This is a genomic window from Sulfitobacter sp. 15WGC (genome assembly GCF_005068605.1).
Classification (GTDB): domain Bacteria; phylum Pseudomonadota; class Alphaproteobacteria; order Rhodobacterales; family Rhodobacteraceae; genus Sulfitobacter; species Sulfitobacter faviae.
Genome location: NZ_SZNL01000006.1, coordinates 179,466 through 198,652, shown reverse-complemented (window position 1 = coordinate 198,652; position 19,187 = coordinate 179,466). Strand labels below are relative to the sequence as shown.

Below are 19,187 nucleotides of genomic sequence, written 5' to 3'. Positions count from 1 at the left end.
CGTTTTTTGCACCGTCTTTATGGCCAAACAACGCGGCACCATCATGGGCATTATCTGAGGTTTCAAACTCAAGGCTCGAGTGGGTAATGCCGAAGTCATCTTCGAGCTTTGTCTTGAGCGCCCGTTTTACTGTTTCAAAATCCGCCCAATCTCGGCTCACCAACACCACATGACAATCAAGCGCCACTTCATGCTCCTGCATCTGCCAGAGATGAACGTGATGCACATCCCCGACGCCCTCGACGCTGGTCATGGCCTTTACAACCGCCCCTGCATCCATGTCAGGCGGGCTGCCCAACATCAGCATACGAATCGGGCCGCCGATTTCAGTGAGTGCCAGATAGAGGATATAGACCGCGATACCGATGGTGATCGCCGGATCAACCCAGCGAAGGTCGTAAAGGATGATGAGCGTGCCGCCGATAATCACCGCGACCGAGGCCAGCGCATCGGACAGGTTGTGCAAAAACAACGCCCTAATATTCACGCTGCCCTTCTGCATCGAGTAGGTCAGAAGCGCCGTCAACGTATCGACGACAAGCGCGACCCCGCCCAGAATGACCACCGTCCAGCCCGCCACTTGCGGCGGATCAATCATGCGCATCCCGCCCTCGTAGATCAGATAGACCCCGACAAGAATAAGCGTGGTGTAGTTGATCAGCGCGGCAATGATTTCGATCCGGCCATAGCCGAAGGTCATCCGCGCATCTGCCGGACGCCGTGCGATCTTGCGGGCAACAAAGGCAATGACCAATGAGGCCATGTCCGAAAAATTGTGCAGCGCGTCGGCGATAAGGGCGAGCGACCCCGCAAAGACACCGCCTACGATCTGCGCCACCGTCAGAAGGGCATTTGCCCAGATGGCCAGTGATACTCTGCGGTCCCCGCTTTCGGGGTCAATATGGGCGTGATCATGTGCCATGTGTGCTTCCTACCGGTTTAGGGTCAGAACCGCTGCGTTTTAGGCAGCCTCGTAGTGTGTGAACACCTCGCTGCTGCCATCACGGACAATCAGATAGACGTCATATGCATCGCGTTCGTTCTCCGGTCCCATCCCCGGCGAGCCATAGGGCATCCCCGGCACGGCGAGACCGATGGCATCTGGGCGCTCGGCCAGCAGTTTACGGATGTCGGCGGGCGGGACGTGACCTTCGATCATATAGCCCTCGATCTTTCCAGTGTGGCAGGAGGCCATACTTTGCGGGATGCCGTTGTCTTGCTTGTATTTGATCAAGAGCGTTCCCAAGCTGCGTTCGGTCGTTACGGCAAAGCCCTCGTTCTCCAGAATCTCGATCCAAGCCGAACAGCAGCCGCAGTTGGGGTCTTTCATCACGTGGATGGCGGGCTTTACTTCGGCCCATGCCGCAAATGGTGCGGCGGCGGCAAAACTTACAGAACAGGCCAGCAGACTACGTCGTGTGAGGGTCATGTGAAGTCCTTCCAAAGGTTCAAACTGTCGTTTCATTTGTCGTATGTGTTGTAGGGTGGCGGCCAGGTTCGGCCACCCGCTCAGCGGTGGTTGGCCGGAAAAACAGCAGCCGGAGGGCGTTAAGCGTTACCAGAACAGTTGCCCCGGTATCCGCCAAGATCGCGATCCAGAGGCCAGTGATGCCAAGCACGGTGGTGACAAGGAACACGGCTTTCAGCCCGAGCGCGATGGCGATGTTCTGCCGGATATTGCCCATCGCTGCGCGGGCAAGACGGATTTGGCCAGGCACGTCTGTCACCCGATCACGCAGGATCGCCGCATCGGCGGTCTCGAGCGCTACATCGGTGCCGGAGCCCATTGCGACGCCCACATGGGCCGCCGCGAGCGCGGGGGCGTCATTGATGCCGTCGCCGATCATCATGACCTTCGCCTCAGCCGTGAGGTTTTGAATGGCCGCGACCTTATCTTCGGGCATCAGCTCGGCGCGGTGCTCGATGCCCAGCCCCACTGCGATGGCCGAGGCCGTGCGCCGGTTGTCCCCGGTGAGCATCACCGGGGAAATACCCAAAGCATTCAATTGCGCCACCGCCTCCGCCGCATCGGCGCGGGGTTCATCGCGCAGGGCGATAAGACCGTGGGCCACATCGCCGCGCAGCACGATCACCACGGTTTTGCCCTGCGCTTCGAGCGTCTCGACTTGGGTGCGCAATGTCTCTGACAGCGCCCCGCGTTCTGCCGCCAAACGCGGCGAGCCAACGTAGATGGTCGCCCCTGCGATCACCGCCTCGGCCCCTTTTCCAGGTAAGGCACGTGATTGTGTCGCGGGGGCAGGATCGATCCCGCGTGTTTCAGCCGCGCCGCAAATTGCTTGGCCGAGCGGGTGGCTCGCGCCGTTCTCAACCCCTGCGGCAAGGGCCAGAAGGTCAGCTTCATTCCCCACCAGCACCTGCACATCGGTCACCCGCGGCTTGCCGTGGGTCAGCGTTCCGGTCTTGTCAAAGGCCACATGGGTGACCCGCGCCGCCGCTTCGATCACTGCGCCGCCCTTCATCAGCAACCCGTTGCGCGCCCCGGTGGACAGAGCCGAGGTGATCGACGCAGGCACCGAGATCACCAGCGCGCAGGGGCAGCCGATCAGCAGCAAAGCCAACGCTCGATACACCCATTCGCCCCAAGCTCCCCCGAAGGCGAGCGGCGGCACCACGGCCACCAAAACGGCCATGCCGACCACGGCGGGCATGTAGACGCGGCTGAACCGATCAATGAAGCGTTCGGTCGGTGCGCGGGCGCTTTCGGCCTCTTCCACCAGCCGCACAATGCGGGCGATGGTGTTGTCCGCCGCAGCCTTGGTAACGCGGACGCGGAGCAGCGCTTCTGTGTTGATCGATCCGGCAAAAACATCCGCGCCCAGCTCCTTAAGGCGCGGCACGCTCTCGCCGGTTACGGGGCTTTCGTCCACGCCCGAGGTGCCGCTGACCACTTCGCCGTCACAGGGCACCCGATCCCCGGGGCGCACCTGCACAATCTGGCCGACGCTGAGCGCCTCTACCGCCACCTCCCGCGTCTTGTTGCCCACCTCAAGCCGCGCCGTTTTCGGCATCAGCTTGGTCAGCGCACGGATGCTGTTACGCGCCTTCCCGGCAGAGACACCCTCCAGCAATTCGCCCACGGCAAAGAGAAAGACCACCAGCGCGGCCTCTTCCGGCTCTCCGATCACGAGCGCGCCACTGGCGGCGATGGTCATCAGCATTTCGATGGTAAAGGGCATGCCCACCCGCGCCATTGCAAAAGCCCGGCGGGCGACGGGGATAAGCCCGATCAGCGTGGCGATGACAAAGGCCCAATGCGAAACCTCAGCCGGCAGGACAAGCCGCGATGCCCATGCCGCTGCGAGCAACGCGCCGCTGCCGAGGACCAAGCGGCCTTTCATGGTTTGATACCAAGCGGGATCTGCTGTCTCTTCGGGCGCAGTGTCCTGAGGCACGGCCCCTGCCCCACCGATCACCGCATCGTCCGGCAGGATGAAACCGCCCTTGGGCCTCTCTGCCTTTGTCCCCTTCGGTGAGATGCCAAAACCAATGCCGCGCACGGCTTTCTCGATACGCTCGGGCGAAGTCTCACCCTCATCCAGCGTTAGGCGCAGCCGTTCGGACATCAGCGCGACATCTACATCCGCGACCCCCGGCAAGCGCTCCACCGCGCCGCGCACCTTGGCCGCGCAGGCGCCGCAGTCCATCCCCGTGACGCGCCATTCCCGTTGTGCGGTGTTTCCGTCCGCCATCTCTGTTTCCAATCCGATTCACAGTCAGGAGCAGAGATACGACCTACAGCAACTGTAGCTTCAAGCGCTTTTTGAAAATTTTTTTTTAGCCCAGCCAAACGTCAAGAAACAGCATAAGCACCAGCCCAATCGCCAAACCGAGCGTCGCCTTGTTCTGATGCCCGCTGCGATGGGTTTCGGGAATGATCTCATGGCTGATAACGTAAAGCATCGCCCCAGCGGCAAAGGCCAGCCCCCAAGGCAACAACGGCTCAGACAGTGCGATGATCCCGGCGCCGAGCAGACCGCCGATTGGTTCAACCATCCCGGTGAGGGCCGCAATGCCCCATGCGCGGCCTTTGGAGTAACCTTCGCCTAAGAGCGCCACCGCCACTGCGAGCCCTTCGGGTGCATTTTGCAACCCAATACCAAGCGCCAGTGGCATGCCGCCCGACAGCCCATCCGCGCCGAAGCCCACACCAACGGCCAGACCTTCGGGGAAATTGTGGATCGTGATCGCAATGATGAAAAGCCACACCCGTCGAAGCGATGCCGCCGCTGGCCCCTCTCGGCCCGTCCTGAAGTGTTCATGCGGCAGAAGCTCGTTCATGAGTGCCACAGCCCCCATGCCAAGCAAGATCGCCACACAGACGATCGCGGCAGGCGCGGCCTCGCTGTCAAACCGCAGACCTGCTGCATCCAGTGCCGGGATGATGAGCGAAAAGAAAGACGCCGCCAGCATCACCCCTGCGGCAAAACCCAACGACAGGTCGCGCGTTGCCCGCGACGGGGTGCGCCCAAAGAGCACCGGCACGGCCCCCACTGCGGTCATAGCCCCCGCAGCCAGACTGCCGAGAAATCCAAGCATCAGAGGTGACATCGTCTCCAAGGGGAATCCTTCCTCAACATTTGCTATGTGCAGCCGTGGACGACGTAGTCCGCCGGGCCAGTCGGCCAAGCCTATGGGAAGGATTGTGCCCCGTCCACTTGCGCCAAACTACCGAGCAACCTACAGAGACTATAGGTTATAGGAGGCTCAGACATGCTTGCCATCGGCACACTCGCAAAGCGCACTGGCACCAAAGTGCAGACGATCCGGTATTACGAGCAGATCGGCCTTATGCCTAAACCCGGCCGAACCGAAGGCGGACAGCGGCGCTATGGCGATGCCGAGTTGGACCGTCTCTCCTTCATCCGTCATTCCCGCCAGTTGGGCTTTTCGCTGGAGGCGATCCGAGAGTTGCTGGACCTCTCTGACACGCCCGACCGGTCCTGCGCTGATGTGGATGCCATTGCCCAAAGGCAACTTCGTGAGGTCGAGGCACGACTTGTGCGGCTCGAAGCCCTCCGCGTCGAATTGCAGCGCATGATCGGGGCGTGCAATGCGGATCGGGTGGCCGATTGTCGCATCCTTGAGGTGCTGCGCGACCATGAGGAATGTCTCGCCGACCACGGGGCCACCGCCTGATGCCCGCTGCCCGGCTCTATCCGCTTGCGGCATTGGCTGAGATCGTCGGGTGTTTCGCGGTCTGGGCGTGGTGGCGCGGCGCATCGCCGCTTTGGCTGGTGCCGGGGCTGCTGAGCTTGGCGCTGTTTGCGGGGCTGTTGGCCTTGGTAGAAGCTGGGTTCGCCGGGCGCGCTTTTGCGGCCTATGGCGGTATCTATATCGCGGCTTCGCTGGTGTGGATGTGGGCTGTAGAAGGGCAGCGGCCTGATCTTTGGGATGCTGCCGGGGCGGGCCTCTGTATTCTTGGCGCAACGGTGATTATTCTCGCGCCCCGCGCCGGATAGGCTGCCGACCCTTCTGAAAGGACCGGCAGCCATAAGGTTTAGCTGGCGTCTTTGAATTCGTCGTATTCGCCAAGCACCTGAACGGTCACCGTCACCTCGGTCTTGTCACGGTTGCGCCAGAACCAGCCGTGCTGACCTGCGAAACCGGCGGTGATTTCGCCTTCTTCCCCGATTTTGGCGGCAGACTTATGCACCATCACCTCGCGGGTCTCGCTAATTCATTGTTCCTTTTCCTCTCATGCCGTGCGGGGCGTGTAAGCTTAGTTGCTGGTGAGTAGCAATCTGCACCAAACCGTCTTCATCAGTGAGGCAACTCATCGCGTTCGCCAGAAATGCAGCTGCGTGCTCAATGATTGAAGCATCCCTAATAGTCTCGAGCTGCTCATCATTCAGATGCCAGACGTCAAGCGACTGAGGGCGCTCCCCCTCCCCTTGCAATCAAATCTACCTCGATATCTTTCTGTGGCGAATAATTCTCGTTAGTCATAGCAGTTTCCTTTCTTGTAGCCAGAACATTGGGTCGAAGTGGGTTTCGAAAAATCATTTGTTTGATTGCCCGGTAGCTTGCCAGCGCAGATGTTACCCGCGCGGCCCGGGAGCCGCATTCTCAGGCAGCAGCAGTTCGACCGACCAATTGGTTGCCGCATCAAGCGGAGGCCGCCTACAGTCTCTCAGACGAAGCTTCCCGCCCAAAGGCTTGGCAAACTGTTTGAAACGTCGGATCAAGTGCGCCGATGACTTCTTTTCTCCAAGTTCTCCCTTGAGCGCATCGATCGTGTCGAACACTCCGGGAGCGTTTTCGACGATCTCTCCCTGTTTGAACCGAGCAAATCCGTTCTCGACCAGAGAGATAGAAATTGCGGCGTCTATCCGGTCCCCTTTCAGCTCATTCCACGAGATCAACTCGTCCACAGGAAGACCAGGGATCGGAATATTGGAGACCAGAATGACACGCTTACGGTAGGGAGCATGGGCCAGTCGAAGACGCTCGACCAATTGGCGCGTGGCGAGTTCGCGTGACTGTAATTGCACCCGGCGGATTCTGTGGTCTGGATGGCAGGGCACTTTCACCGCCATGCCGCTACCGTCTGCCATTTCGTAGGGCAGTTCAACCAAGGGCAGCCGCTGCCCTCCCTTCATATCCATCGGCACGAAGTTCAGCGGTTCCCCATGTGTATCTCCCCACAGTGCGCGTCCCTGATCCTCCAGCGTCGAGACAGGCAACTCTTGACGACCAAGAACGATCACTGCGGAGTAGTCCTTGTAGCGGTTCGATCCCAACGACCTCCCTCCGAGCCAGAGCCATCGTGCCCCATGTAGCTTGGTGCCAAGCATGATCTGGTTGATCTCGGTCTCACTTTTCGAACTGAAATCATGGCCTGCGTCCTCGAAGAATTTCTGCACAACCGTTCTGGTTGCACCTACAAGCACGCCTGTGTTCTTCGCGAGGCGATCACGCAGCACTTCTCTCGCGATTACCCTTCTGCCCCCCTCGCGGTGGCTTTCGCTGTTCAGCAGTGCCGAGATGGACATCTGGTGATCGTGGACCTGCACGACATGGGCTCGAGGCCGCAGGGTCAGTTCATGCTCTGCTCGAGTATCACAGCCGAGAGCGGCCAAGATCTCGGTGTCTGCATCGGCATCGAGAACCAGCATAGGTTCCTTGTGCCGCAGCGGCTGCTTACGCATCACGCGCAGCACCTCTTTTTCACCATCTGTAAATAGGCGAAGCCGCTCGCACTCGGTCAGGCCCAAACGCTTTGCCTCGGCCAAAACTTTCCAGACCGCTGCGAAGCGTGAAACCTTCCGATGCGCCTGAGCGGCCTTCTCCAGTATTCTTTTCTGGGTCAGGGGGTCCTGGTCGGGGCGAATGTCAGAAGCGGGTGCCTGGCCCTTGTGCTCAAGCTCAGCAAAAGCAGTGAAATCGCCTGCAGAATAAGGCAATGCCAACGGGCTCTCCCCAGCACAAAGCTTCCCGACGACTTGCGCTGCCGCTTTTAGTAGATCCGCATGATCTGCGGCGCCTGACGTCGGAAGAAATGTCCGGGGGGCCTTGAAGGCGATGGGATCGATGTCTCGGATCCAAAGGAAGCTCTTCCAGAAGGTCTCGTCCAAGACCCTAAGTGTCGGATCTACACCTGGTTGCTTCGGCAGGGCGAAGTATGCGGTCGCAAGGAAGTGGCAGGCCGCATCCACTCTGAATTGGCCAAGATAGGCGCATTCTTCGAAGTGGGGGCATCGTGCAACTGTGCCATCCTCCAACTTCCTTTCGCAAAAATGCTCCTTTGCAGAGAGCCCAATTCGATTTGCTTGCTCGACCAGCTCAGCCTTGGCGCACATCGGACCATTTCCGTCAGGTCTCGGTGCAGACCTGCCGCGAATGGTTTGGGCAGAAAGGCCAAGGCACTCCGCTTCGCGTGTCGCCTCCGCAGCCAAGGCAAGCGTCGGCACATGGAAGGCCACGTTCCCAAGTTGCCCCTCAGATGCACGTTCGGCCATAAGCTCTCGCTCAAGTGTGCTTTTTCCGGCCCCGGGGCTGGCCCGGACGATGACACTGGGCACACCTTCGCCTTCGGATGCCTCGCGCAAGGTTCGGTTGGCCAGTGTCAACGCCGACCTCAACATTGGGCGCGCCTCAGATGCCGGGGTGAAAGTCGTCGGGCGACATGCGTGAGCCACGCGATAGGCACCAGAATTGCAGAACCGACCTGAGCTATCACGGGCCGGCAGGTTTCGATTTGTCAAAGTCATCACTCTCATCCTGTTGGTTCAGGAGGGAGGTGAGACCGGTTCGGAAGATCGAGAAGAAATTGGTTGGTTTCGGAAAGAAGGTGTCATCCCGGTAGTAAATACCTCTTAACGGAGTGACACTTTTCCTTCGCAAACCTCATTGACTTCGGATGCCGTTCCTCCGGGACCGCATAGCTCTTTTTTGCTTCGGAAATTTCCGAGAAAGCCGTGCGGAACCTAATTCCTCCATGACCCAATGGAGGAACATCATGAAAAAGCCTGTCTATTACACCGCCAACGAAGTCGCCGAGATCTTCAATCGGGACCCGCATACCATCAGAGATTGGATCAATCACGGCTGCCCGACACCGGAAGGTCTTGTGAGGCTTCAAGCCGCGAAGCTCGGCAAATCGTGGACGATCAAGGACGAGTGGCTGGCGATCTTCGAGCTTCGAGTCCGGCCTGACCCTGTGAGGCCGAACCTCGAACTCGAAATCCCCCGCGAACCTGAATGGGAAACTCCATGACACTCGATCGAATACTGCGCGATTACCTCGAAACCAGCGGTGAAAGCATGCGCGCGCTTTCTCTCCGCGCAGGGCTGAGCCCGAAAGCCGTCAGCGACATCCTGAACATTCCCGGTCTTCGGCCGCGCCACTCGACACTTTCGGCGCTATCTGCAGCTACCGGGATGGATCTGTTTGGAGCGCAAGCGATTTCCTGTGTGACCTATGCCGACCTGATCGAAAAAGCCCGACGCCAAGGAAAAAATAGTTTGGTTTCAAAACTACGTTGGTTGTGTCGACATGCTGGGTGGGCCCCCGAACTGAAACAAGTTTGCAAGCAGGATGTAATTGACTTTATCGATAGTAATGAGCCTGCACGGTTCAACCTGAGCAAAGGAAGCTATGCAACCTACCGCTCGGCACTGGTAAACGCCGCTGGGCGCGACCAGCCGCGGGAGCGCAAGCGCTCTATCAATGATATAGCCGGGCACTATCAGAGAGCTTATAAAGCCATTCAAGATAGTGACCTCCCATGCTCGGCAAAATACGCCTGCGGCCCGTTTTTCGTCTTTCTCCACGACGGAGGAATTGCCCCGGACGAGATCACCACCGCGACCCTCGCGGCTTTTTACAACTACCGCGTCGAGACATCCTCAAAGAGCGCTGCACGGTGCGAAAAGCAGGTTCGCGAGATCTCAACACTGCTGAGCCACCTCGCGTCTGGACCAAAGTTGACGCACCTCGACTTTGCGACCGCTTGCCACCCCTTTGACGACGCACGGGACAAATTCGGTGTCGATGACGCGATACTTGCGCCGCTAATGGAAGAATTCGACACCAGAGTGGCTCCCTGGGCACAGGGGAAGGCCTCACGTGATGGACTGTCCCGGGCCGAGTTCATTGCGCGAATGGATCAACAAGAGGCTACCGGTGAAATCAGCGACAAGAAGGCCAAATTGCGCGCCAAACGGCAGGAGAAAGCCGAAAGGCCCGGTCAGTCCACTAAACAGGATGCTCCAAGCCGGTCGGAATTGTTGCGCCAAGCGGGTTTCCTGGTCGGCAAACACACTTGGAAAGCCGAAACCTTAAAGACACGGCGCGGATACATTAAGTCGCTGGCTAAAGCTGTTGCTTCGTCGGCTGACGTCGTGCCCGAGACCATCGAAGAACTTACCGACCCGGAATTCCTCGACGTCGCGGCGGAGACCCTTAGCGAAGTCAACCAAGGCGATTTTCCGAGTGCTTACGTCACAAGCGTTCTCAAGACGGCGCGCAAGATCGCCCGGGACTATCTGAACCGGCCGCCGGAGGACCTCCGTGAAATCGATGATACGATCGCTCTGCATAAGGTGAACTATCAGGGCATCGCACCGCGGAACATGTCCAAGCTCAGGCTGTTTAATGACACCCGCATTCAGCAGACCATCGACCTGAGTGCGATGCTGCTTGCGGACATAGACGCATCGATCAAGGCGAAGCGGAAAGCCTGCCAGAAAAAGAACGGAGTGCTCCCACCGCCTGCCGAGGTGCTCGACCCTGACCTCGGTCGAGATATCATGGCCACCTTGGCCCACGATATCTTGCTGGCAAGAGCCCCTCGCAGTGCCAATGTTCTGCGTGCGCGTCTCGATTGGATCGCATGGTCTGATGGCCGCGCTCGTATCGTAGTGCCCGCTTCGGAAGTAAAGATGCGGAGTGCAGGTGATGCTGATTTGACAGTTCAGCTGGGCACGACGGCGAGCAGGCTCCTGAAAACGTATTTGGAGATCGTGCGCCCAACGATGCTGGCACCATTCCAGAAGGAAAATCCATATCTCTTTCCCGGACAGGGAAAGACGAACGCAGATGGCTACTACTCAGGCCTTCTGCATCGGGTGACAAAGCGGTTGCACCAGAAAGTCGGCGTTCGCATCAATCCGCATCTCTATCGCCACCTGATCGGATGGATTTGGCTGAAAGACAGCCTCGATAACTTACCGAAGGTGCAGCGCCTGCTGGGGCATAAGAAATTGCAGACGACAATCAATCACTATGCCGAGCTCGACGAGAGCCTCGTTTTTGACGAGTGGCTCGCGCGACTGGACAGACGCCCCGCCGCCTGAGGGCGCGAGGCAACCAAAGGAAAGCTTCAAGACATGAATGAACACCTCGCTCTATTGGCCCGTATTCGCTGCGCCGGCCCCGGTTCCTCCCCTCCGGGGCAGGATGACCTCAAGTGCCATCTCAGCGGCAGGCTGCAACAGATCGGAGCGCCTGCTTTGATGGAGTTTGCTTACGTCCATAAGGTGGCCGCTGAGGTCTGGGGCGCAGAACGCTGCGCCCATTTTGCCAGCGTTCTGCGCGAGGCGCGGGTGACCCCAAAGTCGCCTCGTCGGACCTCATGGCAAACGGCAAGAATGCGCCTTTCCGATCTTCCCGATCAATGGCAACTAATCCTCGCTGAACGGATCGAGGCTTCCGAAGCTGGCCTCCGCAAGAAGGGACAGGTTCTCTGGAGTGCCGCGCATACACAGAACGTCATTCGCGCGTTGAGCGGATGGGTTACTTATTGCAGAGCGCAGGATCTTCCGATGTCGCCGACCGGTGGAACGCTCGAGGGCTACGCAAGGGTAGTGACGCAAAAGGCTTCGGTAAGAACGGCGTCAGATTACATCAGCCGCATACTTACAGGGATCAAGCTCGTCATGCCGGGGTTCTCCTCGCAAGCCTGCGAGTTTGTGGCCTGCGATTGGCGTGAACGCGCGGCAGAAGCCGGCTCCACGACGAAAACAGGGGCCCAACTCGTTGGTGCTTCGCGGATCTATGATCTTGGCTTCGACCTTATGCAGCAAGCCCGGTCCCGTCGTCTTCGCGGCCTGCATGCCGCGAAGGACTTTCGGAACGGCATCCTTCTGAGTGTCGCGGTTGCATTGCCACAACGTGCCCGGGCACTGTCCGCACTTGCGTTTGGCCGGACCCTGGACATCCCATGTGAGGGAATGGTGCACATTCACCTCCCGGCCCGCATGCTGAAGTTGCGTGAGGATCAGAAGGCAGGTGGTCCGTTTGACCAGACCCTTTCCAGTCAGAGGCTCGCGTCTGCTCTGGAGGAATACAGGCATTCCTATCGCCCACTGTTTGACGATGGAGCCTCTCTATTTCCGTCCATGCACGCGCGTGGCGCAGCAATAAGCGAGGCTCAGATCGGTCGGCTTACTGGCGATTTGACAGAGCGCGCTTTCGGTGTGCGTGTCTCAGTCCATCGGCTGCGTGACAATGTCGCCACTGAAGCCAGCGAGCACCTCGCATCAGGCGGGCGTGCCGCCACAGTCTTGCTCGGCCAGCACGACGAGCAAACGGCCCAGCGGCACTACGATCACTCCACAGGGCTGGCGTCCGCTCAGGAATTCGTTGACATGATCGAGCGACAACGTAGCTTTCAAGTCGAGCTTGATCTGTGACGACAAGGCAGCAGCGATGGCGCATACCGCTGTCTTTCGCCGGAAATTCCCTTATTTCCGATGAGTGTTGAAAACGCCCAACCATCATCCGCACGGGATGGACGCTGGGCGTTTTCAACATTTTCCCGCCCTCGCCGAAATTTCCACAGCATCCTGAACACGGCTCGCTCTGACCTCAACAAGAGTTCGGACTGCCAACTATCAGCCCGAGGGTATGGGCGCTCGTCTTTTCCAGCGCTTGGCAAGAGGCACCCCGAAAAAACCGTTTCGCGTTTCCCAAAAAGTTCCAATTTCCCGTCTACCCAAACGGGCAAGCCACAAAAGGAACGAAACCATGACCACTTACATCGAACTTGAATGCATCGAACCCACGGAACTTAAGAGGATTGTTGGCGACCCGAAAGCATCCGCGGCGCTGAACTCCAACTACAGGGATGCCGAAGCCTGCCGTCAAGTTCTACTCGGCAAACAGGAAGCGCAGGAAGTAATGCGGGGAATGTCGACGAGCGAGGCAATTACGATCGCGCTTGCCTTCGGGCGTGATGACCTTCTGCCAATGTCCCATCGTGACTTCCGTTCGGCCTGGCGCCGCATCGACAATCGGCAGCGCCAACTGGTGGATGTCGCGGCAAGGGCGAAGTGGACGACGCAATACGAGAGTCCGGCCTGCAGCGGGTAACCTACACTTCCGGCGAGCCGAACCTCTCTGTTCACTTCCGTCAATTGGTGTGGAGGGCGGCTGGCCGCAATCCAGTCCAGCCTTTCCTAACTGCGCATTGCGAAATTGGTTGATCTCACAAAGGTCATAAGCGTTATCTACAGGCAAACGTCAAGTTAGCACTCGGATTGGGCCGAAACGTTGTTGCGAACGGCCCAGACCAGACCTTCGTCAGGGAGGTTTTCGCTGCGTCGCAACTTACCCGAAGGTGCCATTCATGTCGGTGCTGTTGACCCGACCAGGATTGCCTCTCATGGCTCGTCAAGACATGGCGTGAACATCCTCAGCAGCGAAGTCGATGAGGGTTCGTATCTTTCGAGGTAAGGTCCGACCTTCGAGATAAACGACGGTAACCGGTCCCCCATCCATGTCGAAATCCTCGAGCAATGGAACGAGGCGGCCAGTGTCCAGGATGTCGGCGGTCGCGAACCGCGGCGCATAGGCGATCCCCATGCCGGCCGAGGCCAACTCGATTGCCGCCCGGGCCGAGTTGACATGGAACCGGCCCCGCACCTGGGCGACGATCGCGGTGCCGTCTTTGCTAAACGTCCACCGATGCGGTTGGCGCCGGTTGGTATCGACAATGCAGGCGTGCTGAGAGAGATCATCCGGTGTTCTCGGTGCCCCGTGCTCATTCACGTAGTCTGGATGCGCAACCAGTGAGCTGTGAAACGTGCCGAGCTTGCGCGTCTTGAGTGACAGCGTCTCCGACACACCCATCCGGAACGCCAGATCGATGCCGTCGGCGGCCAAGTCGACGTAGCGATCGTCCAACCTGAGGTCGAAAGTCAGATCCGGGTGCGCTTCGGCGAACCGGGCCAACATGCCGGCCACGTAGACTTCGCCGAAGGTCACAGGCGCCGAGACCCGGATGATCCCGCTCAGGCCGCGCGACCCCTCTGACACAGACCCCAGCAGAGCATCGAGCTCATCGAGGACGGCTGGCGCCCGCGCGAGGAGATCCTCGCCGGCTGGCGTCAGCCCCACCTTCCGGGTCGTTCTCTGGAGCAGCCGCGCGCCGAGGCGCGCCTCCAGTTCGGCCACGTATTTCGAGGTCAGGCGGTTCGAGACCCCCAGTTGCTCGGCCCCTGCGGTGAAGGAGCCGGTCCGTGCGGTGGCCACGAAAGCCTTGAGTTCGTCGACAATATCCATGAGCGCCCTTTTGAGAATAAATTCGCGATAGTCACTCCATAACATCGTTATTTTATGGAATATGGGAAAGCCTTACTTTCGCTTTAGTGATCAACAGGCCGCCGCAGGGCGGCAAAGCGAAGGAGAATGCCATGCGTATCGCGGTTATCGGCAACGGAAATGTCGGCTCAGGGCTCTCGCGGATTCTGGGCGAGGCCGGCCACGAGGTGACAACCATCGGCCGCAACGACGCTCTCTCTACCGCCGTCGCCAAGGCGGAGGTGGTAGTCGTCGCCACGCCCTACGGGGCCATCGCGGATCTTGCCGGCAAGGCCGACTTCAGCGGCAAGACCGTCATCGACGTCTCGAACCCGGTGACCGAGGACTTCTCCGGCCTTCAAGTCGGGCACAAGACCTCGGCGGCCGAAGAGATCGCCTCCAGCCTGTCCGGCGCGACGGTGGTGAAGGCGTTCAACACGGTCTTCGCCCAGAACTACGGCACGGGCCTCAAGGTCAATGGCCAGCCCATCCAGACCTTCGTCGCTGGCGATGACGAGGCCGCGCGCGAGACGGTCAAGGCGCTGGCCGCCGAGATCGGCCTCGAGCCGGTCGATGCCGGCCCGCTCGCCAACGCCCGCTACCTCGAGCCCATCGGCTTCCTCAACATCCAGTTCGGCTACGTCTTCGGTCACGGCACCGGGATCGCGCCGCGCTGGCAGTTTTCCTGACATCCCCAACCCCACGGAGCATCTGACATGACCACGCAGACCCATACCGACTACGCCGCCGCCGCCCTTCGCATCTCGACCGGCGTCCTGTTCCTCGCCCATGGCTGGATGAAGGTGAGCGCCTTTACCATCCCCGGCACCGTCGCCTTCTTCGAAGGCCTCGGCCTGCCCGGCGTGCTCGCCTACTTCTCGATCTTCGCAGAGCTGGCGGGCGGTATCGCCCTGATCCTCGGTCTCGGCACACGCCTCGTCTCGATCGCGCTGATCCCTGTCCTCCTGGGCGCGACATGGGCGCATTCCGGTTTCGGCTGGAGCTTCTCGAACGAAGGCGGCGGCTGGGAATACCCGCTGTTCTGGGCGGTCGTGCAAGGCGTCGTCGCCGTCCTGGGACGCGGAGCCTTCGCGCTGCGCGTGCCGCAACTCGACCAACGCCTCGGCCAGTTCGCCTGACCTCCCTTGCTGGCCGCGGGTCACCTCCCGCGGCCGCACTCTTTCACAAGGAGACCTGCAATGACCACCGTCGACCACTTCTTCGACATGACGACCGCGCCGATGCGTATCGGGGCGGTCCGGCTCAAGGTGCGAGACCTCGATGCGGTCTCCACTTTCTACCAGATGGCGCTGGGGCTCAGCCCGGTCGCGACCAGCGAGCATCGCGTCACCCTCGGCACCGGCGACACGCCGTTTCTGGAGCTTCAGGGCGACCCAGGCCTTTCCCCACTCGACCCGCGGCAGGCCGGGCTCTTTCATACCGCCTTCCTGATGCCGACCCGATCCGACCTGGCCCGCTGGGTCGCTCACATCGCCGAGGCGGGTGTGCCGCTTCACGGTGCCTCGGATCATATCGTCAGCGAGGCGCTCTATCTCGCCGATCCCGAGGGCAACGGCATCGAGGTCTATACGGACCGCCCGGTCTCGGCCTGGCACGGCGAGGGCGGCGAGATCCGGATGAGCACCGACCCGCTGGATCTCCAGGGTCTGCTGCAAAGCGCCGCAGGCACCGAATGGTCGGGTTTCCCCGAGAACGGCAGCATCGGCCATGTCCACCTTCAGGTGGGCGACACGGGCGAAGCCGACCGCTTCTATCGCGACGTGCTCGGCCTCGATATCGCGGCGCGCTATCCTGGGGCCAGCTTCTACGGCAGCGGCGGCTACCACCACCAGCTTGCCGGCAATATCTGGAACAGCCGCCGGGCCAGCAAACGCCCCGAGGGTATGGCAGGTCTCGATGCCATCGAGATTGTTGTCCGTGATGCGGCGGACATTGCCTCCATCGCTGGCCAGGTTGAAAGCGCCGGGCTTGAAAGCATCAAGAATGCCAACGGCCTGACCGTTCGCGATCCCTGGGGCACCGCAATCACGCTCAAGAATTAAGGAGACGATCATGCTTCGAGACGGGAAATGGGTTGCCGACTGGCAGCCGGTCCAAGCCAAGGACGACAAGGGTGGCTTCGTCCGCCAGACCTCCAGCTTCCGCCACTGGGTGACGCCTGACGGGAGCGCCGGGCCGACCGGCGAGGGCGGCTTCAAGGCCGAGGCGGGCCGCTACCACCTCTATGTCGCGCTGATCTGCCCCTGGGCGTCGCGGACGCTGATCGCCCGAAAGCTGAAGGGGTTGGAGGACGTGATCTCGGTCTCGGTCGTCGAACCGGATCTCTCCGACCAGGGCTGGCACTTCGGCGATCCGACCGAGGCCGAGGGCGCGTCCTATATGCACGAAATCTACACCCGGGCCGACCCGACGATCTCGGGCCGGGCCACGGTGCCGGTGCTCTGGGACAAGAAGCGCGGGACCATCGTGAACAACGAGTCCGCCGACATTCTGCGGATGCTGAACTCCGGTTTCGGAGATCTGGCCGACCATAGCATCGATCTCTTTCCGGCGGACCTCCGCGAGGACATCGAGGCGCTCAACGACCGCATCTATCCGAGCTTGAACAATGGCGTTTACCGCGCGGGCTTCGCCACCACGCAGGTCGCCTACGAGGAAGCATTCTGCGAGGTTTTCGCAATGCTCGATGAACTCGAGGAGCGCCTCGGCGACGGTCGCGGGTTCCTTTTGGGAGGTCGCTTCACCGAGGCCGATGTGCGACTCTTCGTGACGCTGGTGCGCTTCGACGTGGCTTATCACGGCCTCTTCAAGTGTAACCTGCGCCGCATCGCGGACTACCCTGCCCTAAGCCGCTACCAGGCCCGTATCCTCGCTATCCCCGGGGTGCGCGATACGGTCAGCATTGACCACATCAAGCGCGGCTACTACTCGATCGAGGCGCTGAACCCCACCGGCATCGTGCCTGTCGGGCCGGAATGTTCCCTGGGCTGAGGGCCTCGGTCGGCCATCCGGATCAGGCCCCCTGACGCGCGCGGGGGGGCGCCAGCTCCGCCGCGCCGGACATTGATCACTCGAATCGCGAAGGCCGCAATGAGACCGGCGACGGCAATCCAGGAATGTCCGCTATTAGATCACCGACGTCGCCGTATCGCACTTGCAGCAAAGGTCAGCTCTCCGCCCTCTCTGCAGGGGGAGTTCACGGGCCCATTCCTGCCGTTCAAGAGGGACGTCACGCTGCAATGCCGTATTCACCAGACCTGCCATTCGAAACCCGGCGCCAATTTCCGACTGTCCGAGTTCCTACAAAGCCACAACTTGATAGAGGCGCCGTATGTCGGCGGACGGATCAATGCGATTGAGATTAGCTACCGTCGGGAGCGTGTCCATTTTCTGATCAGAATTGAACATATTGAGCGCACCTCACTCGTTTACCCAATTCAAGGTGGACATATGTGTTTCTACTATGTTCTACTTTTTTCTCGGTTAAGGTGAAACTCAGCAGGGGCACTCACCTCCATCGACATTTTTTTAGAGATCACAGCTTTCAATTGGAATTCATCTATAGGTTGACACATGGGTAAGAATATCTGCATCTTTTCGGATGGAACTGGCCAGATGGGTGGTGCCAGGCCAGACCAGCGGCTCTCAAATGTCTACAAGATGTATCGCGCAATGCGCCCGGGCCCGGATTCACCCATTAGCCCTAAAGATCAAGTAGCTTTCTATGATCCAGGCTTAGGAACAGGAGAAAGCGGCGGGATCTTCATTCGTATCAAGCCGATCCTGGAAAGCGCGGTCGGAACTGGCTTAGATCACAACATTGTCGATTGCTACGAGCAGATAATCGCACACTACGAACCAGGCGACCGTATCCTTCTTATTGGGTTCTCAAGGGGAGCCTACACGGTCAGAGCGGTGGCAAACGTTATGAACCTCTGCGGTGTCCCAACGCAGATGCCCGATGGTTCGCCGGTTCCGCGCCACGGCCCCGGTCTGCGCAAGATCGCCAAGGATGCTGTGAAATTCGTGTATAACCACGGCGCGGGAAAACCCCGCGGAAAAGACCCTTACTTCCAGAACCGTGAAGAGCTCGGCAGACGGTTTCGCACGAAATATTCAAGCTTTCCTCTCGAAGGCAAAGACAATCAAGGCAACGTTCAGCCTACTTTCATCGGGGTCTTCGACACGGTTGCATCACTCCGAACCGCAGTCGTTCGCACACTGGTCTGGGGCGTCACCTTTGCGGCCGGGGTTACTTTAGTTGCTGGCATTGCATTGGAGTGGTCCTTGCTTCTGCTCATCCCTGTCGGCGTTTTATTCAGTGCGCTTCTTTGGCAGCTTAGCTCACTGCTGCTCGATAACTTTAAATATTTCTCGGACGATCACGATCGCAAACTGAAGCTCTGGCGCCCAATGGATTGGCCGCAAATTCTCAAGACGGGGCATTTCGCGGCTTGGAACAAGCGCAACTACGACAAGTGGCTGGATCCAGACGTTCAACACGCCCGCCACGCTATGGCGATCGACGAAGATCGTGCCGATTTTCCAAGGGTTGGATGGGCTTCCAGGGCAGCTGCCATCGAAACCAAAGATCGAGAGCCGAAGTGGCTCAAGCAGGTCTGGTTTCCGGGGTGTCACAGCGACATTGGCGGAAGCTATCCCGAGGCCGAGTCGCGCCTGAGTGATATCGCCCTGGATTGGATGGTCGAAGAGTTGAACGAATGTGTGCCTTCGATTCAGATCAACGAAAATGTCCTGAATCGCGCACTTGATCCTCTGGGTTTGCAGCACCGCGAAGACGCTATCGTGGCATTTGGACCTTTTCGCATCCTCTGGAAGAAGGGAATTCGCGCAATTGGTGACGATTTTCCTATCCATCCCTCAGTCGAAGCGCGCATGCGAGCAAAGACCGTAGCCCAGTGCGGGGATGTCAAACCTTATCGGCCGGTTCAACTGAAAGGGCGGCGTGATTTGGAGTGCTTTTATGAGGATTAAAAAAAGTTCCTGGTCAAACCGTTAGTGCCAAATAACAGGTAACGACGGCCCGAGCCATGCGGCAAAGCAATTCCCAAAACCGGACGCTGCCGATTGTCCACGAATTATGGATCTTGGCTGCGGGTCA

Annotated in this window: 17 protein-coding genes and 1 pseudogene; 11 read left to right on the top strand and 7 right to left on the bottom strand. The window is 59.6% G+C overall.

Translation table 11 applies throughout. From position 1 onward, the window contains the following. From FCK22_RS07325 to FCK22_RS07310, 4 genes are all read right to left on the bottom strand, one after another. A partial coding sequence (locus FCK22_RS07325) for a cation diffusion facilitator family transporter (protein ID WP_136720353.1) occupies positions 1-922 on the bottom strand: 922 nt, incomplete at its 3' end. Between the two features lie 39 nt (positions 923-961). Beyond that, complete coding sequence (locus FCK22_RS07320; protein ID WP_136720336.1) at positions 962-1,429, bottom strand: DUF411 domain-containing protein; 468 nt, start codon at positions 1,427-1,429, stop codon at positions 962-964. A 19-nt stretch (positions 1,430-1,448) separates the two neighbouring features. Beyond that, the gene (locus FCK22_RS07315) at positions 1,449-3,710 is read right to left on the bottom strand and encodes a heavy metal translocating P-type ATPase (RefSeq protein WP_247744646.1); all 2,262 of its coding nucleotides are present in this window, start codon (positions 3,708-3,710) and stop codon (positions 1,449-1,451) included. 85 nt (positions 3,711-3,795) lie between these two features. Beyond that, positions 3,796-4,578 carry a ZIP family metal transporter gene (locus FCK22_RS07310; RefSeq protein WP_136720335.1) on the bottom strand — a complete coding sequence of 261 codons (783 nt, stop codon included), beginning with the start codon at positions 4,576-4,578 and terminating at the stop codon, positions 3,796-3,798. Between the two features lie 153 nt (positions 4,579-4,731). On the opposite strand from FCK22_RS07310, the gene FCK22_RS07305 reads away from it, so the two are divergent. Together FCK22_RS07305 and FCK22_RS07300 are read left to right on the top strand one after the other, a co-directional pair. Next, on the top strand, positions 4,732-5,157 hold the full coding sequence (locus tag FCK22_RS07305; protein WP_136720334.1) for a helix-turn-helix domain-containing protein: 426 nt from the start codon (positions 4,732-4,734) through the stop codon (positions 5,155-5,157). Next, positions 5,157-5,480 (top strand): YnfA family protein, encoded by a 324-nt coding sequence (locus FCK22_RS07300; protein ID WP_136720333.1) that lies wholly within the window; start codon positions 5,157-5,159, stop codon positions 5,478-5,480. Before FCK22_RS07305 ends, FCK22_RS07300 begins: the two co-directional genes overlap by 1 nt. Positions 5,481-5,518: 38 nt before the next feature. Here the strand turns inward: FCK22_RS07300 and FCK22_RS07295 are convergent. Continuing rightward, positions 5,519-5,650, bottom strand: a pseudogene (locus FCK22_RS07295) (transmembrane anchor protein); the annotation flags it as partial. 409 nt (positions 5,651-6,059) lie between these two features. Beyond that, complete coding sequence (locus tag FCK22_RS07290; protein WP_136720332.1) at positions 6,060-8,090, bottom strand: hypothetical protein; 2,031 nt, start codon at positions 8,088-8,090, stop codon at positions 6,060-6,062. Between the two features lie 389 nt (positions 8,091-8,479). Between FCK22_RS07290 and FCK22_RS07285 the strand changes: the two genes are divergently transcribed. From FCK22_RS07285 to FCK22_RS07270, 4 genes are all read left to right on the top strand, one after another. Further along, positions 8,480-8,737: a helix-turn-helix domain-containing protein gene (locus FCK22_RS07285; RefSeq protein WP_136720331.1), complete on the top strand. Its 258-nt coding sequence runs from the start codon at positions 8,480-8,482 to the stop codon at positions 8,735-8,737. Beyond that, complete coding sequence (locus FCK22_RS07280; protein WP_136720330.1) at positions 8,734-10,818, top strand: site-specific integrase; 2,085 nt, start codon at positions 8,734-8,736, stop codon at positions 10,816-10,818. The genes FCK22_RS07285 and FCK22_RS07280 overlap by 4 nt, the downstream gene beginning before the upstream one ends. 33 nt (positions 10,819-10,851) lie before the next feature. Beyond that, positions 10,852-12,156 carry a hypothetical protein gene (locus FCK22_RS07275; protein ID WP_136720329.1) on the top strand — a complete coding sequence of 435 codons (1,305 nt, stop codon included), beginning with the start codon at positions 10,852-10,854 and terminating at the stop codon, positions 12,154-12,156. A 334-nt stretch (positions 12,157-12,490) separates the two neighbouring features. Beyond that, a complete protein-coding gene (locus tag FCK22_RS07270) occupies positions 12,491-12,835 on the top strand; it encodes a hypothetical protein (RefSeq protein ID WP_136720328.1) in 345 nt (114 codons plus the stop codon). A gap of 300 nt (positions 12,836-13,135) precedes the next feature. On the opposite strand, the gene FCK22_RS07265 is transcribed toward FCK22_RS07270, so the two are convergent. Then, complete coding sequence (locus FCK22_RS07265) at positions 13,136-14,026, bottom strand: LysR family transcriptional regulator (RefSeq protein ID WP_136720327.1); 891 nt, start codon at positions 14,024-14,026, stop codon at positions 13,136-13,138. Positions 14,027-14,157: 131 nt separating this feature from the next. Between FCK22_RS07265 and FCK22_RS07260 the strand changes: the two genes are divergently transcribed. From FCK22_RS07260 to FCK22_RS07240, 5 genes are all read left to right on the top strand, one after another. After that, the gene (locus FCK22_RS07260; RefSeq protein ID WP_136720326.1) at positions 14,158-14,733 is read left to right on the top strand and encodes an NAD(P)-binding domain-containing protein; all 576 of its coding nucleotides are present in this window, start codon (positions 14,158-14,160) and stop codon (positions 14,731-14,733) included. Between the two features lie 27 nt (positions 14,734-14,760). Next, complete coding sequence (locus FCK22_RS07255) at positions 14,761-15,183, top strand: DoxX family protein (RefSeq protein ID WP_136720325.1); 423 nt, start codon at positions 14,761-14,763, stop codon at positions 15,181-15,183. A 60-nt stretch (positions 15,184-15,243) separates the two neighbouring features. Beyond that, positions 15,244-16,107 carry a VOC family protein gene (locus FCK22_RS07250; protein ID WP_136720324.1) on the top strand — a complete coding sequence of 288 codons (864 nt, stop codon included), beginning with the start codon at positions 15,244-15,246 and terminating at the stop codon, positions 16,105-16,107. A gap of 10 nt (positions 16,108-16,117) precedes the next feature. Further along, positions 16,118-17,056: a glutathione S-transferase family protein gene (locus FCK22_RS07245; protein WP_136720323.1), complete on the top strand. Its 939-nt coding sequence runs from the start codon at positions 16,118-16,120 to the stop codon at positions 17,054-17,056. Between the two features lie 582 nt (positions 17,057-17,638). Next, positions 17,639-19,060, top strand: a complete 1,422-nt coding sequence (locus FCK22_RS07240) for a DUF2235 domain-containing protein (RefSeq protein WP_136720322.1) — start codon at positions 17,639-17,641, stop codon at positions 19,058-19,060. The last annotated feature ends 127 nt before the right edge of the window (positions 19,061-19,187 follow it).

Coding starts and splice junctions, on each gene's coding strand:
- FCK22_RS07320 (WP_136720336.1), bottom strand. CDS start 1,429: ATGACCCTCACACGACGTAGTCTGCTGGCCTGTTCTGTAAGTTTTGCC.
- FCK22_RS07315 (WP_247744646.1), bottom strand. CDS start 3,710: ATGGCGGACGGAAACACCGCACAACGGGAATGGCGCGTCACGGGGATG.
- FCK22_RS07305 (WP_136720334.1), top strand. CDS start 4,732: ATGCTTGCCATCGGCACACTCGCAAAGCGCACTGGCACCAAAGTGCAG.
- FCK22_RS07300 (WP_136720333.1), top strand. CDS start 5,157: ATGCCCGCTGCCCGGCTCTATCCGCTTGCGGCATTGGCTGAGATCGTC.
- FCK22_RS07285 (WP_136720331.1), top strand. CDS start 8,480: ATGAAAAAGCCTGTCTATTACACCGCCAACGAAGTCGCCGAGATCTTC.
- FCK22_RS07280 (WP_136720330.1), top strand. CDS start 8,734: ATGACACTCGATCGAATACTGCGCGATTACCTCGAAACCAGCGGTGAA.
- FCK22_RS07275 (WP_136720329.1), top strand. CDS start 10,852: ATGAATGAACACCTCGCTCTATTGGCCCGTATTCGCTGCGCCGGCCCC.
- FCK22_RS07270 (WP_136720328.1), top strand. CDS start 12,491: ATGACCACTTACATCGAACTTGAATGCATCGAACCCACGGAACTTAAG.
- FCK22_RS07265 (WP_136720327.1), bottom strand. CDS start 14,026: ATGGATATTGTCGACGAACTCAAGGCTTTCGTGGCCACCGCACGGACC.
- FCK22_RS07260 (WP_136720326.1), top strand. CDS start 14,158: ATGCGTATCGCGGTTATCGGCAACGGAAATGTCGGCTCAGGGCTCTCG.
- FCK22_RS07255 (WP_136720325.1), top strand. CDS start 14,761: ATGACCACGCAGACCCATACCGACTACGCCGCCGCCGCCCTTCGCATC.
- FCK22_RS07250 (WP_136720324.1), top strand. CDS start 15,244: ATGACCACCGTCGACCACTTCTTCGACATGACGACCGCGCCGATGCGT.
- FCK22_RS07245 (WP_136720323.1), top strand. CDS start 16,118: ATGCTTCGAGACGGGAAATGGGTTGCCGACTGGCAGCCGGTCCAAGCC.
- FCK22_RS07240 (WP_136720322.1), top strand. CDS start 17,639: ATGGGTAAGAATATCTGCATCTTTTCGGATGGAACTGGCCAGATGGGT.